Source organism: Phaeodactylibacter xiamenensis, assembly GCF_965229835.1.
Classification (GTDB): domain Bacteria; phylum Bacteroidota; class Bacteroidia; order Chitinophagales; family Saprospiraceae; genus Phaeodactylibacter; species Phaeodactylibacter xiamenensis.
Genome location: NZ_OZ245931.1, coordinates 7070191 through 7084626, shown reverse-complemented (window position 1 = coordinate 7084626; position 14436 = coordinate 7070191). Strand labels below are relative to the sequence as shown.

The window sequence follows — 14436 nt, the reverse complement described above, 5'->3', positions numbered from 1 at the left end:
ACATGCAAAGTATTTTCCTAAAGGAAGTCAACGCATTTTTCAGTTCCCTGATCGGCTATATTGTCGTTGGGGTTTTTCTGGTCATTACCGGGCTCATTTTGTTTGTCTTCCCAGACACGAGCCTGTTGAATGTTAATTATGCCAGCCTGGGGCCACTTTTTGAAATCGGCCCGATGGTGTTTCTATTCCTGATCCCTGCTGTGACGATGCGGTCTTTTGCAGAAGAATACCAAAGCGGCACCATAGAGCTGCTGGCGACCCGGCCTATTACCAGCCTGCAGATTATCCTGGGCAAATATCTGGCCTGTATAGTGCTGGTGCTTTTTGCCCTCATCCCCACCCTGCTGTACTATTACACCGTTTACCAATTGGGGTCTCCGGTTGGGAATATTGACGGCGGTGCGGTGCTGGGCTCTTACATCGGGCTGTTCTTCCTGGCAGCTGCGTACGTGGCTATCGGGCTATTTGCATCTTCCCTGTCTAACAACCAGATTGTCGCCTTTCTGCTGGCCACCTTCCTGGCCTTCTTCCTGTACTACGGCTTTGATTTCCTGAGCCGGCTTCCAGGCCTGGTAGGAAAAGTGGACGACGTGGTGCAGATGTTTGGCATTGACTACCACTACCGGTCTATCAGCCGGGGGTTAATCGATAGCCGGGATATCGTCTACTTCCTTTCGGTCATTGCCTTGTTCCTGGGGCTTACCCTGTTTTCCATGGAACGCCGGAAATGGTAAATCAACAAAAGGCAGGATTCACGTGCTCAGAGGCAACCCTCGCACAGTTCTGATTGTATCATAGACTCAAGATCGTAACCTTTACGCTCCAATGGCTAAGCAACAACAAAAGACACAATTCGTCCTTCAGCTCCTGCTGTTCTTCGGCATTCTGCTGTTCCTCAATATCCTGGCTAATGCCCGGATAGCCGGTAAGCCTTTATACAGCTTCCTGGATATGACGGAGGAGAAACGGTTTACCCTCACCGAGCCTACCCGTGAACTACTCGAAGGCCTGGATGATGTAGTGTACATCCGGGTATTGCTGGAAGGGGAATTCCCCGCCGGGTTTAAGCGTTTACGCAATGCTACGCAAGACCTCCTGGACGACTTCCGGGGCGTCTCCGGCTATGTGGAGTACGAATTTGAAAACCCCAACCGGGGCACGACCCAGGAAATCAATGAGCGGCGGCAAAACCTTCGTGATCAGGGCATTACGCCCACTCAACTGACCGTAAAGGGCGTGGAAGGCACCGAGCGTAAGATGATCTATCCCTACGCTATCATTTTCTACAAAAACCGGGAAATAGCGGTCAATCTGCTGGAAAATGAAGTGCCGGGCATGCCGCAGGAGCTCACCCTCAACAACTCAGTGGGCCTGCTGGAGTATAAGCTGGCCAATGCCATACAACGGCTGGGCAGTACAGTGCAGCCCAACGTGCTGTTCACGACCGGCCATGGCGAGCTGGAACGCATCGAAACCGCCGATCTGCAGAAGACGCTGGAGGGGTACTATGAGTTTGGGCGCGTCAATCTTGACAGCGTTGTGCACATCGGTGAAGCAGCCGACTTGCTGATCGTAGCCAAGCCTACCCGCCCCTTTTCCGAAAAGGACAAATTTAAAATTGACCAGTACGTGATGCAGGGCGGCAAGGTCCTGTGGCTACTGGACAAAGTGCGGGTAGACCTGGACAGCCTGCAGGGCCGGGCACAGTACTATCCCAACGAATATGATCTCAACCTGGATGACCTGCTGTTTCGCTATGGCATCCGTATTCAGCCCAATCTGGTCCTTGATTTGCAGTGTTCCAGCATCCCGTTGGTGGTAGGCATGCAGGGCAATGCTCCGCAGTTTGACAACTTCCGGTATCCTTACCATCCGGTCGTCGCCCCGAAAGCGGACCACCCCATCGTCAACAACCTGGGGCTGGTTAACTTCAAATACCCCAGTACTGTCGACCTGGATGTGACCACCAAGACCGAAGTGGAAAAGATCCCCTTACTGCAGTCTTCCGATAATACCCGGGTGCAGTACATCCCGGTGGAGATGAACTTTGAATTCCTGCGCTACGACCTGGACCCCGACAAGTTCAATGCCGAGCCCCAAACGCTGGGGCTTCTGCTGGAAGGTACTTTTCCTTCCTTATATGAGAACCGGGTGACCGAGAGTATGCTGCAGGGCATGCGAGACCTGGGCCTGGAGTTCCGCACCCAAAGCGAACCGACCAAAATGGTGGTGATCGCGGATGGCGATATAGCCCGTAATAAAGTTGGCCGGGATGGCAAACAATTCAGCCCGCTGGGCTTTAATGAATTTGATAAATACCTTTTTGCCAACAAAGATTTGCTGGTCAATACTCTGGAGTACCTGATCAATGAGCAAGGGGTCATTCAGGCCCGGGGCAAAGAAGTGAAACTCAGGCTGCTGGACACTGTTGAGGCCCAGGAGCGCAAGGGTTTTTGGCAGTTTTTAAATATTGGAGTGCCGCTGTTGTTTCTGGCACTTTTCGGATTTGCATACAACTTGGTACGGCGGCGCCGGTTTGCAGCTTAATAAAACTCAGAGATGAAAAGAACTTTAATTTTGCTGGTTGTTTTCCTGCTGCTCGGCGGCGGGGCTTTCTGGTACCTTTCTACGGATGATGAACGCAATAAAATGACATTGGCAGGCTCCGACCGGGATTTCGCCCTGGAAGACATGAGCCAGCTGCACAAAATCTTTATTGCTGGCCGGAAAGGCGAACGTTCGACTCTGGTGCGCAATGAAAACGGCGGTTGGGACCTGGAAGGCGCCGGCCCAGCTAACCCGCACGTGATGGAGCCCTTGCTTGAAGCCATCAGGAACGTTCGTATTAAGTACAAACCTTCCGATAATGCAGTGAAAAATATGGTCAATGTCCTGGCTACTCAGGGCAAAAAGGTGGAGCTGTACGATAAAGCAGGGAATCTGCTCAAGGCTTACTACATTGGCGGCTCTACAGCAGATGAGCGCGGCACCTACATCATCATGGATGGTGCGGAGCAGCCCTACGTCGCAGAAATGCCAGGCTTCTCAGGCAACCTTAGTGTCCGCTTTGACCGATACGGTGACGAATGGCGGGACAAGATGCTGTTTTCAGAAAAGGTAGAAGACATCAAATATCTCTCCGTCGAATACCCAAAGCAAAAGAACCAGTCTTTTATTCTGGAAGCAACGGGCAGCGACTATACGGTAAAGCCTTTCTACGATATTACGCCTGAGATTCAGCGCCCCTTTAAGGAAGGCAGTGTGGAAGCTTACCTGGTCAACTTTGAAAGTGTGGGCGCGGAGGCTTTCCGCAATGAGTACTCCAGCCGTGACTCCATTATGCAGACCATCCCCTTTTGCAGCATCACCCTTGTCAATACCAATGAGGATACCACCCGTGCCGTATTCTACCCTATTATTAAGGAGAAAGTCACGACACAGGACCGCAAAACAGGGGACTATGTTACCACAGGTGGCTACCTCGACCGCTACTTTGTGTTGCGCAACCAACAGGACTTCATGTTGGCGCAGCATCTTGTGATGGAAAAGATATTTTGGGGCTACGCTTCCTTTTATCAGGATACCAACCTGTTAAACTGACAGTTATGAGGTTATTCTAAGCCCGTTAAAGCTTAATTTTACCTCATTTCCCAATATAACCGAGCCGGAACATGAACCATCAAAAGCCACTTCGCTCCAGGCAAACGAGCAGGAACCTCCTCATTGCCACACTATTATTGCTCATTGGGCTGGGCGCTGCGCCTTCTGAGCGCTGGGGGTTCTGGGGGCACCGCCGGCTCAACCGGATGGCCGTCTTCACCCTCCCACCGGAGATGATTGTGTTCTACAAGAAAAACCTGGAGTACGTCACTGAGCATGCCGTAGACCCCGACAAGCGCCGCTACGCCACCCGCCACGAAGCTGTACGCCACTATATTGACATCGACCACTGGGGTACCTACCCTTTCCCGGAAGTACCGAGGGACTGGACGGAAGCCCTAATGAAGTTTACGGAAGTAGGCGTTGTGGACTCCGATGGGGATACGACACTGCTCTACCGGGACACAATAGGCCGTCAGGTGCTCATCAGCCTGGATACAGATGGTGGGGCGATCAAGGTGCCCTATCAGTCGGACTACAAGACCTATTTCATTCAGGAAATCATGCCGCAGTACTATGAAGAAGAATGGAACCTGAGCTGTGATACCCTGGCCATGCTTTTTGGGCTAAGCCCGGGCGCGATTGATTGCGAAAAAGCCTACGCGGTGGACCACTTCTCGGAGTACGGCATTGTGCCTTACCACTTGCCCGCTATGCAGCGCCGCCTTACTGCTGCCTTTCGCAACCGGGATATACCCCGAATACTGCGTATCTCAGCAGAGTTCGGGCATTATATCGGAGATGCACATGTACCCCTTCACACCACCACCAATTACAACGGGCAGCTTACCGATCAGGTGGGTATTCACGCCTTTTGGGAAAGCCGGATACCCGAGCTGTTTGCCGATCAGGAGTACGACTACTTTGTAGGCAAAGCCGAGTACATCGCCAATCCCAAAGACTATTATTGGGATGTGGTGCTCGCCAGCCATCTCCTTGTTGACAGTGTCCTTCAGATTGAGCGGGACCTGAGCAAAACGTTCCCGGAAGACAAACAATATTGCTACGAAGAACGCCTCGGCCGCACTATTCGCACCCAGTGCCAGGAATATGCCAAAGCTTATCAGGAGCGGATGAAGGGCATGGTGGAAGACCGGATGCGGGCAACAATCCTTTCTATTGGCAGCGCATGGTATACTGCCTGGGTGGATGCCGGGCAGCCTGACCTTGACAATATTGACCAATACCGGCTGTCGCCGGAAGAGTTGGAGGAACTGCAAGTCCTTGAGGAGAAGGCGCGCAGCGGAAGTCAGAAGGGGCGTGCACATGAATAAAATCAGTTACAAACGAGGATTTACCTTTCCATACGTCCACACATCTAGTATCCGTCCATTCTTCACAATCGCTTTACGGGCAATGCCTTCCCGTTCGAAACCAGCTTTCTCCAGTACCCGCCGGGAAGCAGGATTGGTGTGAAAGACATTAGCATACACCCGGCTGTGCTGTAAGTCTTCAAAGGCGTGTTTGACAATCAAACCTATAGCTTCAGGCATGATCCCCTGCCCCCAGAAAGGCTCGCCCAGCCAGTACCCTAACTCTACTGAGGCTGCGTAAATATCGGGCTTGAAAATGAGGCTGATGACGCCTATGAGCCCTTCTCCCCAATCGATAGCGAAAACCGATTCTCCTTCATTTTCTGCTGCGTAGTTGATAAACCAATGCGCACTTTCCAGGGTGTAGGGGTTTGGAAAGCGGTCCATCAGGTTAGCAGCAATTTTTGGGTTATTGGCGTAAGTGGTCAGTTTTGGGGCGTCTGCTGCGGTCAGGCGGCGCAACTTTAGGTCTCGTCCCTGCAATGCTTTTTGCCGGAAGGCTGTCTGGAAATTGGGTATGGGTATTGTTGGCATGGTCCTTAGATTTCAAGGAGAAACGTCAAGCCTCGTGTAATCGTTCCTCCGGAGGATATACCGACAGCCCATTCTCAGTCCGGGATCTCAGAATTGCTGTATATTGAAAGCCAGAATTGGGAACCTCTGAATACCCGCCCATACGGGCAAGGAAAACACGGAAGGTATTGCCCCCTCTACTCATCAAACAAAGTCCCTGCACGGCCAGGCGGCACTACACCCAAATGCTTGTAGGCTTTCTCTGTAGCCTCTCTACCCCGGGGCGTACGCTGAATGTAGCCTTCCATAATCAGGAAGGGTTCATGTACTTCCTCAATTGTACCGGCCTCCTCTCCTACTGCAGTGCCGATAGTGGTGATGCCCACCGGGCCGCCTTTGAATTTATGGATAATGGTGGAAAGGATTTTGTTATCCATTTCATCCAGGCCGCCTTCGTCTACATTGAGGGCGGATAGGCCATATTCGGCGATCTTGCGGTCGATGGTACCATTCCCTTTAATCTGCGCGAAATCCCGGATACGACGCAACAAGGCATTGGCAATACGCGGTGTACCCCGGCTGCGGCGGGCGATTTCCTTAGCGCCATCTTCCGTGATTGGCACATCCAGTATACCGGCCGATCGTTTGATGATGCGGTTGAGGGTCTTGGCGTCGTAATAGTCGAGGTGGCAGTTGATGCCGAAGCGGGCCCGCATAGGGGCGGTCAGCAGGCCCATTCGGGTCGTTGCCCCAATGAGGGTAAAGGGGTTAAGGTCAATTTGTATACTCCGCGCATTAGGGCCGCTGTCGATCATAATGTCAATCCGGTAGTCTTCCATAGCGGAGTAGAGGTATTCCTCCACCACCGTATTCAGGCGATGGATTTCGTCTATGAAGAGTACATCGCCTTCTTCCAGGTTGGTGAGCAAGCCTGCCAGATCGCCGGGTTTTTCCAGTACAGGGCCGGAAGTCATCTTCAGCTCTGCCTGCAGCTCATTGGCGATAATGTGGGAAAGGGTCGTTTTGCCCAATCCGGGAGGGCCATGTAGCAGTACATGGTCCAAAGCCTCTCCCCTGCCCAGGGCTGCCTGAATGAAGATTTGCAGGTTCTCCACGATTTTAGGCTGACCGCTGAAGTCATCCAGGGCCTGCGGGCGCAGCTGCACTTCGGCGCTCTGCTCGTCCGGCGTAAATTCGTCACCTGTAGGATCCAGATAGGGATTGCTCATGTATACCGTTTTCTTGTCCTGACAAAGATGGCATTTTTCCGGGAATCAAAAGCCATATTTAGGCAATCGCCAACGGCAACGACCGGAGCCGCTCACCGGTAAGCCGGAAGACTGCATTGGCAATCGCCGCGCCTATCGGGCCCAACGGGGGCTCACCGACCGCACCGGGGGCATCTGCATTTTCCAGGATGACCACGTCAATTTCCTTTGGTGCATCCCGCATTAGTGCCATCCGGTAGGGGCCGTAGATGGTAGGCAGCAGCTGCCCGTCTTTCACGAACATACGCTCGTACATGGCCGCACTCTGCCCCATGATGATACTGCCCTCGCACTGTGCCCGCACCTGATCAGGGTTGACCGCTAGGCCGGGGTCGATCGCGCAGGTTACTTTGTGCACTTTGATTTCGCCATTTTCAATCGAGACCTCTGCCACCTGCGCACAGGGTGTCCGCGCATCTGTAGAAGCCGCAAAGCCCATCGCCCGACCGTTGAGGACCTCATCTTTCCAGCCCGCTTTTTCAGCTGCAGCTTTGATGACTTCGCGCAGGCGGTGCCCGGCTTCATCTTCCTGAATGTGCTCCAGGCGGAACTGAACAGGATCCTTACCGGCTTTCAGTGCCAGCTCGTCCATAAAACTTTCGATGGCAAAGGTATTAGCCAGTAAGCCCAGGCTCCGCCACCAGCTTGTGGCAAAAGGGAGCTTCACCCGCCAGGATACCGTCCGGAAATTGGGAATAGCTCCGTACTGAATCATCCCGCCCCGCCAGGCACCGGCATCCGCCCCCAGTACAGGCTCTGCAATACCAGGGAACATGGGAGAGCCAAACATGACATCGCCACTTGATAGATTGTGCTCGATGGCTTTGATCTTCCCTTGCTTATCCAACACACCCCGCAATACGTGATGAGTGGGCGGCCGGAAGGTATCATTTTGAAACTCCTCCCGACGGTTGAAAAAGCACTTCACGGGCTTGCCTACGGCTTTTGAGAGTACGGCAGCCTGCACCGCATTGGGCGTATGCAAACGGCGGCCAAAGCCTCCGCCAAGATACGTAGGAATGATGTTGACATCCTCCGGGGCTAACCCGAGCCGGTCAGCAACTTCCTTCCGGGTCAGATTCACCACCTGTGTGGACATAATGATCGTGGCCTTGTCATCTTCCACATGGGCAACCGCTCCGTTGGGCTCCATTTGGGCATGTGCACCGATCGGGCTGGTAAATTCTGCCGTAACTACATCCTCTTCGTTGTCAAGGATACGCTTCGCCCGCCCGGTCTTCTGAATCGTTACCGGGTCGCCCTGCCCTACTTTGATCATCGCCTCAATGTCTTCTGATTGCCAGTTGCGCTCGGTTGCCCATTCGGCTTTGATGGCTTGTTTGGCCTGTTCGGCTGCCATTTGGGAGGTGGCGACTACGCCAACGAAGTCCGGTTCTTTGACCACCTTGACGACGCCCGGCATATTTTCAGCTGCACTCGTATCAGCCCCCACGAAGGTGGCTCCAATGCGCTCCGAGCGCACCACAGCGCCATACAGCATATCAGGCAGGCTCGCGTCCATGCCAAACATAGGCGCACCGATCACCTTGTCTTTTAAGTCGACCCGGGGCACCGGCTTGCCCACAAATTTATAGGTCGAAACATCCTTGAGCGGAGGCGTTTCGGGTATTTCCCACTCGGTTACGTTCTTCACGATCTCGCCGTAGGTTAAGGTCTGCCCGTTGTGGGTAACCACCCCGTCTTTGACCGTAAGTGCAGCGGCATCCGTGCCCAACTGTTTGGCAGCTTCGATTTTCAGCATCTCCCGCATCGTGGCAGCCAGTTCGCGCAGGGGTTGCCACAGGCTGGAAATGGAGGTACTGCCGCCCGTGGAAGTGCCATCGATATTGCCGGAAGCGGTTGGCGCATGAATAACTTTGATTTGTTGGATGTCTACCTCCAGTTCGTCGGCTGCAATCTGCGCCAGCCCGGTAAAGGTACCCTGCCCCATCTCTACTTTGGGCGAGTTGAGAATGACCTCATTATCAGCCGTGACTTCAAACCACAGGCGGGGCTCATCAGTACTGCCGTTGTAGGGGAGTTCTGCGGAATTGACAAAGCCGGCAATGGAGCGCCGCCACAGCGGGCGGGTAAAGTAGGTCGCGCCAATGGCTACGCCCACGCCTACCGTTGAACGGACAATGAATTTTCTCCGGGAGAATTTCTTTTTGGGTTTTGGAGTGCTCATGAGGGCTGGTTTTTAGCGTTTTGGGATTGGATATCGGCTGCCCGGTGGATGGCTTTACGCATCCGGTAGTAAGTGGCGCAGCGGCAGACGTTGACGATGTTGTTGTCGATATCCTCATCCGTGGGATTGGGGATTTCCGACAGAAGGGCTGCCGTTGCCATCATGAAGCCAGGCTGACAGTAGCCGCACTGAGGTACGATTTCCTCCATCCAGGCCTGCTGTACCGGATGGAGCTGATCGCCGTTGGAAAGCCCTTCGATGGTGGTGATATTTTTGCCCTCAGCGTACTTCACGGCGTAGGAACAGGAGCGGATGGCCTTGCCATCCACATGGAGGGTGCAGGCGCCACAGGCCGCCTTGCCGCAGCCAAATTTAGTGCCTTTCAGGTCGAGCATGTCCCGAACGACCCACAGCAGGGGCGTATCGCCGTCCACGTCAAGGGAGGTGGGCTGCCCGTTTATGTTGAATGAAATAGTCATATTTTTTTGTTTTCCAGTTGATCAGATTATTCTTCGGGGATCGGAGCGCCGCCCGCTGCCCAGGCTTTCACAGCTTTGATGTATTCCGCCTTGGGCACCGGCGGTTTTTCACGGGGTGTACCGTTGGCGTCCACGCCCGGCTCCCAGGCCCAGAGAACCAGTTCGTGTTCGGTGAGGTGGTGGACGGTTTCTTCAAGGGTGCGGCCGCCGTTGTTGTCGGGATTAAGCATAGACCGGGCAATTTCCACCCGCGTCAGCCCCTGCCAGGCCATTTTACGGGGGGCAAGGCTCCATTCCGGGGCACCGGGCACACCGGCGTGGTTGTTGTTTTCTTGCTGATGGCAGGTTTGGCATTGCAGGGCGGCGACCCCGTGATTGTCCGGTCCGCGCTGTACGCCAAAATTGTGAATATGGCTGTCTTCTCCCTGCCGTGGATAATCATCGGAAGGGTGGCAATTGACACAGCGTTTGTGGGTCAGAACCTCCATCATAAGATCGAAAGCTTGCTCGGGGGTGAGTTCAGCGGCAGTGCTTTTGCTCTTTTCAGGTAGTTTAGGTTCAGGAGGGTGCGATTTTGGGGTACTGAAGCCAAAAACCAGAATGCCCAGCAGTAAGGAGGATGCCAGATAAGCCCGGTATGTTTTTTTCATCTTTGTTTAGCGGTTTAGTTGTTGGTCAAAGTTGATCCAAATCAACCGGATTTATGCATGCCTGTTCCCGGAAATACTAACACAAAACCCGGAATGCAGCTGAAATCCGGACCAAAGTCTAAGATAACTCATTCTGTTTAGCTTTCTTTGACGATTCCCTTTTGATTCAAAATCTTATACCTCTTGACAATTATTATCCTTCTTTCCATCCTGCTTTGTCTTGGCGTGGCGCTCTGGGCTTACCTTACATTCCACCCGCAGTTTGGCGGAAAAATCACACCCGAAGACCGGCACAACTACGCCCGCTCCCCGCATTGGAACGGCAAGATTTTTGAAAACCTGAGCCCTACCGGCGATGATGTGAGCCTGTCCAATCTGCCGGGGCTCATTCAGGATAACCTGAAAGATGCCAAGCTCAAAATCCCGCAGCGCCCGATCCCGGTGGTTCCTTTTGATCAAAAGGCTTGGGAGAATAGCAGTGCGCCTTTTCAGTTCATCTGGTACGGGCATGCCGTATGCCTGATGCGGCTGGGTGGTCAAAACCTGCTGATTGACCCCATGCTGGGGCCGGATGCCTCCCCGGTTGGCCCCATTCGCACTAAGCGCTTTAGCGATAACACCCTCTCGGTTATCGATCAGCTGCCTGATCTTGATGCGGTTTTTCTGACACACGACCACTACGACCACCTGGATTATAGCAGCATTCAGCGCCTGAAAGGCAAAGCCGCGCATTTTTACGTTGCCCTTGGCGTGAAGCGCCACCTCCGCCGATGGGGCATTGCCCCGGAACGAATCACAGAAATGGACTGGTGGGACGAGGGGCAGGTTGGCAAAGTACAGTTCACCTTCACCCCATCGCGGCACTTTTCCGGCCGCGGGCTGACCGACCGCACGAAATGCCTCTGGGGAGGCTTGGTGCTGCAAACACCGGATTACAAGGTCTACTGGAGCGGCGACGGTGGTTATGACACCCACTTCCGGGAAATTGGGGAGCGCTTCGGCCCGTTCGACTGGGCCTTTATGGAATGTGGGCAGTACTACAAGCTCTGGACTCAGATACATGCCCTGCCGGAGGAAGCGGTGCAGGGGGCGATTGAGACCGGCGCGAAAGTGAGCACGCCCGTACACTGGGGCGGCTTCAAGCTTGCCCCTCACGACTGGCGGGCCCCGGTGCAGCGGTTTGTGGAGGCAGCAGCGCAGGAAAAACTGGATATTGTGGTACCGAAGATTGGGGAAAGGGTGAGCAATGAGGCAAGGCCACCGGTTGTGCACTGGTGGGAGGATTATAACTGAGGATTGGACTCAATCCGACTTCTAATGGGTTAAATTCCAAATCTCTGATCATGCAAAATACAGCATTGGCGAAGGCTTTAAGAATAACCCTTGCTAACAGAGGTTCAGCAGCCATAATCGATATGCGTTCCTGCCTGCTGTCATTTTATCATCAATCCTTTGTTATTCTCATTGGGTTCAATCAAATCCCACAAATTTCCATATAAGTCCTTGAATACTGCCACAGTTCCATATTCAAACTCAGCTGGTGGCCTTACAAAGCTTACTTCTCTGGCCGTCAATTTATTATAATCTCTCCAAAAATCATCTGTGAAGAGAAAAAATCCAACTCGTCCCCCCGTTTGATTACCTATACTTTTTGTTTGCTGTTCATTCGCTGCCTTGGCAAGTAACAGGGAGCATTCTTTTGCTCCTGGTGGTGCAACCATTACCCATCTTTTCTTTTCACTTATTCTCGTGTCCTCAAGCAATATGAAATCCAATTTTTGGGTATAAAATTCAATCGCGTCATCATAATCTTTCACAAGTAAAGCAATATGTGCTATTCTTTGAGTCATTTTTTTTTCGTTCTAATTGCAGACTGCCGGGCAATACACACAAAGTACAACACAAAGTGGAATCTTTCCATTAGTGCCGGTTCTTCAACGAAGAGTAGGCGGAAAAGAACGAAACTTGGGGTGTCAAGGATTTATGGCTTGAGGCACTGTATTCCGAATTACCTGCCCAAAACAGACTAAACTTTGCACCTGCTACAATGAAAAAAGGGACACCGACAGGCTCCTTAGTAGGGGGGGCAAAAATAAGTTCTCCAATTGATCTGGTAGCTTTTGCCTTGATAAGTCCCAAAACCCGCCCGATGGTTGGTTTTATGCCTTCTCAATGCAAAACCCAATTGGAAAACTTATTTTTCGGGAAGCCCTTAGCCATCAGTACCCCCTTTAAGCGCTTTTACCAATCGTTAAAAAACTCCCGCCTCAATCAGTGCAGCAAAAGAGTCTTCCATCGTTTCCTGCATAGGCCGGTAAGTGACGCCCAGCTTCTCGCGGCTCTTGCTGTTATCGGCGCGCCAGACGTGGTTGACGTTATTGCGCAGGAACTTGCGGTCCAGAGATTTGTCCAGCAACGGACCGGCAAGGACCACCAGCCACTTAGGCAGGGCATTCTTAGGCACCGGATAGTCTTTGCCGTATTTGGGCTGTAAAGCCTGGGCTAATGCCAGAAAGTTGGTATTGTGCCCGCAGGTGATATGCCGGCCTTCTGCCTCCGGGCGGAACCCCGCCTGAAAGTGAGCATCAGCGACATCGCGTACATCCACCAGGCCGATACCGACATTAGGTACACCGGTCTTAAGGGTACCATCGCCCAGTTGCTTAAGCAGGTTGAAGCTTTCGGAAGTTGTGGCTTTAGGGTTGAGGGGCGGGCCCATCACCAGGCAGGGGTTGATGACCACGAGGTCCCAGCGGCTTTGCTTTTCGTTGATCTCCCATGCGGCGCGCTCCGCCATGGTCTTGGAGTAGGAATAGGGCTGATACTCCAGGGAAGCGGTGGTGTTCCAGATGTCTTCCGTTAGCATACCTTTTGGGGTATCTTTCACCTCGCTGGCATCGGTGTAGATGGAAGCGCAGCTGCTGGTGAGGACCACCCGCTTGACGGAGTTGGTTTTATTGGCTTGCTCCAGCACGTTTTTTGTACCCAGGACCGCAGGGTCTACGAGGTCTTTTTGTGCGTCTTCAAAGTTGGAGGTAAAGGGGGAAGCGGTGTGGTAAACCAGTTCACAGCCCTCCATAGCCTCGGCGTAGGAACCGTCCTCCAGCAAGTCCGCTTTAAAGTATTTGATGGAGCCTTTTGATGCGGCAGCAATCTGCTCCAGGTGGGCAATTTTTTCGGTTTTTGAAGGGTTCCTGACGGCAGCGTGGACTGTCAGGCCTGCTTCGAGGAGTTGCTTCACCAGCCATCCGGCTACGTATCCGGTTGCGCCGGTTACCATTACGGGTTTGCTTTGATCTATCGTGGTCATGTAGTCTGAATTTTAAATTGATATAGAATGGGCAGCAGCAGAAATGGTGCTTAATTCAACGAACGGAATTCCTGTGGTGTTTGTCCGGTCTTTGCTTTAAACAGGCGGCTGAAGTAGTGCGGGTAGTTAAAGCCCAGCTCATAGGCAATACCGCTGATGGTATCCTGACTGTTGAGCAGGAGGTACTTGGCTTTTTCCACTACAAAGTCATTGATGTGGTCTTTGGCAGACCGGCCCGTCTCCTTTTTGAGCAAATCGCTGAGGTAGTCAGCGGACAGGTGGACCTCCCCGGCCAGGTCCTGCACTGTGGGTATGCCCTTTTTAATGAGCTGATCCGAGTCGAAATAGTCCTTCAACACCCGCTCAAAACGGGTCAGTATGTCCTTGTTGGCAGTCGTCCGGGTATTGAACTGCCGGGCGTAGTAGCGGCTGCAGTAATTGAGCAACAGCTCAACATTGGAAACAATTACACTTTGGCTGTGATCGTCAATGCGCTGTTCGTACTCGTCTTTGATGTTATGAATACACTGAGTGATCGTAGCTTTCTCTGCATCCGACAGGTGCAGGGCTTCGTGTATCTCATAGGAGAAGAAGGTATACTGGTCAATTTTCTCACCGAGCCCCGTGGACCGGATCAGGTCGGGGTGAAAAAACAGCATCCAGCCGTCTTCATCCTCTGCGACTTCCCCGCTTACCGATACGACTTGCTGCGGAGCGGTGAAGACCAGTGCGCCTTCCTCGAAATCGTAGTGGTTGCGCCCGTACTCTATTCCGCAATCGGTTGTTTTCAGCCAGACGGCGTAGAAGCTGGAAACTACGCGTACATTATGCATCTGGGCAGGCACCTGCAATTGCTGCGGGTCAAGCACGGTGATGAGCGGGTGCTTGGGCTTATCACAGCCCAGTAGCTCATGGAGCTGGGAAATGGATTCGATCTTCAGAAACTGGTCAGACATTATTACTGCATTTCTTTAGTGCAAAGGTGAGCACATTCCAGCTTTGCGAAGAACACAATTTAGCGAATCGGCAACACATTTCCGGGAATTCAGTTTCCA

Annotated in this window: 13 protein-coding genes; 5 read left to right on the top strand and 8 right to left on the bottom strand. The window is 52.8% G+C overall.

Translation table 11 applies throughout. The features are described 5' to 3' along the window. Window positions 1-2: 2 nt before the first annotated feature. The 4 genes from gldF (at window position 3) to ACO08I_RS27300 (ending at window position 4934) form a co-directional block, all read left to right on the top strand. On the top strand, window positions 3-734 hold the full coding sequence (gldF, locus tag ACO08I_RS27315) for a gliding motility-associated ABC transporter permease subunit GldF (protein WP_044224004.1): 732 nt from the start codon (window positions 3-5) through the stop codon (window positions 732-734). Window positions 735-825: 91 nt separating this feature from the next. Then, complete coding sequence (gene gldG / locus ACO08I_RS27310; protein ID WP_282778888.1) at window positions 826-2547, top strand: gliding motility-associated ABC transporter substrate-binding protein GldG; 1722 nt, start codon at window positions 826-828, stop codon at window positions 2545-2547. A 12-nt stretch (window positions 2548-2559) separates the two neighbouring features. Beyond that, the gene (locus ACO08I_RS27305; RefSeq protein ID WP_421947705.1) at window positions 2560-3600 is read left to right on the top strand and encodes a DUF4340 domain-containing protein; all 1041 of its coding nucleotides are present in this window, start codon (window positions 2560-2562) and stop codon (window positions 3598-3600) included. A gap of 71 nt (window positions 3601-3671) precedes the next feature. Next, on the top strand, window positions 3672-4934 hold the full coding sequence (locus tag ACO08I_RS27300; protein ID WP_282778892.1) for a zinc dependent phospholipase C family protein: 1263 nt from the start codon (window positions 3672-3674) through the stop codon (window positions 4932-4934). A gap of 6 nt (window positions 4935-4940) precedes the next feature. Here ACO08I_RS27300 and ACO08I_RS27295 read toward each other — a convergent pair whose 3' ends face one another. The 5 genes from ACO08I_RS27295 to ACO08I_RS27275 all read right to left on the bottom strand — a co-directional run bounded on the left by ACO08I_RS27295 (window position 4941) and on the right by ACO08I_RS27275 (window position 10071). Then, window positions 4941-5507 carry a GNAT family N-acetyltransferase gene (locus ACO08I_RS27295; RefSeq protein ID WP_052516187.1) on the bottom strand — a complete coding sequence of 189 codons (567 nt, stop codon included), beginning with the start codon at window positions 5505-5507 and terminating at the stop codon, window positions 4941-4943. Between the two features lie 176 nt (window positions 5508-5683). Next, window positions 5684-6715 (bottom strand): Holliday junction branch migration DNA helicase RuvB, encoded by a 1032-nt coding sequence (ruvB, locus tag ACO08I_RS27290; protein ID WP_282778896.1) that lies wholly within the window; start codon window positions 6713-6715, stop codon window positions 5684-5686. 58 nt (window positions 6716-6773) lie between these two features. Beyond that, window positions 6774-8942, bottom strand: coding sequence for a molybdopterin cofactor-binding domain-containing protein (locus tag ACO08I_RS27285; protein WP_421947704.1), 2169 nt, complete (start codon window positions 8940-8942; stop codon window positions 6774-6776). Further along, window positions 8939-9421: a (2Fe-2S)-binding protein gene (locus ACO08I_RS27280; protein ID WP_282778900.1), complete on the bottom strand. Its 483-nt coding sequence runs from the start codon at window positions 9419-9421 to the stop codon at window positions 8939-8941. The genes ACO08I_RS27285 and ACO08I_RS27280 overlap by 4 nt, the downstream gene beginning before the upstream one ends. A gap of 26 nt (window positions 9422-9447) precedes the next feature. Beyond that, window positions 9448-10071 (bottom strand): hypothetical protein, encoded by a 624-nt coding sequence (locus tag ACO08I_RS27275; protein WP_421947703.1) that lies wholly within the window; start codon window positions 10069-10071, stop codon window positions 9448-9450. 183 nt (window positions 10072-10254) lie between these two features. On the opposite strand from ACO08I_RS27275, the gene ACO08I_RS27270 reads away from it, so the two are divergent. Next, on the top strand, window positions 10255-11364 hold the full coding sequence (locus ACO08I_RS27270) for an MBL fold metallo-hydrolase (protein ID WP_421947702.1): 1110 nt from the start codon (window positions 10255-10257) through the stop codon (window positions 11362-11364). 140 nt (window positions 11365-11504) lie between these two features. Here ACO08I_RS27270 and ACO08I_RS27265 read toward each other — a convergent pair whose 3' ends face one another. The 3 genes from ACO08I_RS27265 to ACO08I_RS27255 form a co-directional block, all read right to left on the bottom strand. Beyond that, window positions 11505-11921 (bottom strand): VOC family protein, encoded by a 417-nt coding sequence (locus ACO08I_RS27265; RefSeq protein ID WP_282778906.1) that lies wholly within the window; start codon window positions 11919-11921, stop codon window positions 11505-11507. Between the two features lie 401 nt (window positions 11922-12322). Continuing rightward, complete coding sequence (locus ACO08I_RS27260; RefSeq protein ID WP_282778907.1) at window positions 12323-13381, bottom strand: NAD-dependent epimerase/dehydratase family protein; 1059 nt, start codon at window positions 13379-13381, stop codon at window positions 12323-12325. A 50-nt stretch (window positions 13382-13431) separates the two neighbouring features. Further along, window positions 13432-14337 (bottom strand): helix-turn-helix domain-containing protein, encoded by a 906-nt coding sequence (locus ACO08I_RS27255; RefSeq protein ID WP_421947701.1) that lies wholly within the window; start codon window positions 14335-14337, stop codon window positions 13432-13434. Between the last annotated feature and the right edge of the window lie 99 nt (window positions 14338-14436).

Coding starts and splice junctions, on each gene's coding strand:
- gldF (WP_044224004.1), top strand. CDS start 3: ATGCAAAGTATTTTCCTAAAGGAAGTCAACGCATTTTTCAGTTCCCTG.
- gldG (WP_282778888.1), top strand. CDS start 826: ATGGCTAAGCAACAACAAAAGACACAATTCGTCCTTCAGCTCCTGCTG.
- ACO08I_RS27305 (WP_421947705.1), top strand. CDS start 2,560: ATGAAAAGAACTTTAATTTTGCTGGTTGTTTTCCTGCTGCTCGGCGGC.
- ACO08I_RS27300 (WP_282778892.1), top strand. CDS start 3,672: ATGAACCATCAAAAGCCACTTCGCTCCAGGCAAACGAGCAGGAACCTC.
- ACO08I_RS27295 (WP_052516187.1), bottom strand. CDS start 5,507: ATGCCAACAATACCCATACCCAATTTCCAGACAGCCTTCCGGCAAAAA.
- ruvB (WP_282778896.1), bottom strand. CDS start 6,715: ATGAGCAATCCCTATCTGGATCCTACAGGTGACGAATTTACGCCGGAC.
- ACO08I_RS27285 (WP_421947704.1), bottom strand. CDS start 8,942: ATGAGCACTCCAAAACCCAAAAAGAAATTCTCCCGGAGAAAATTCATT.
- ACO08I_RS27280 (WP_282778900.1), bottom strand. CDS start 9,421: ATGACTATTTCATTCAACATAAACGGGCAGCCCACCTCCCTTGACGTG.
- ACO08I_RS27275 (WP_421947703.1), bottom strand. CDS start 10,071: ATGAAAAAAACATACCGGGCTTATCTGGCATCCTCCTTACTGCTGGGC.
- ACO08I_RS27265 (WP_282778906.1), bottom strand. CDS start 11,921: ATGACTCAAAGAATAGCACATATTGCTTTACTTGTGAAAGATTATGAT.
- ACO08I_RS27260 (WP_282778907.1), bottom strand. CDS start 13,381: ATGACCACGATAGATCAAAGCAAACCCGTAATGGTAACCGGCGCAACC.
- ACO08I_RS27255 (WP_421947701.1), bottom strand. CDS start 14,337: ATGTCTGACCAGTTTCTGAAGATCGAATCCATTTCCCAGCTCCATGAG.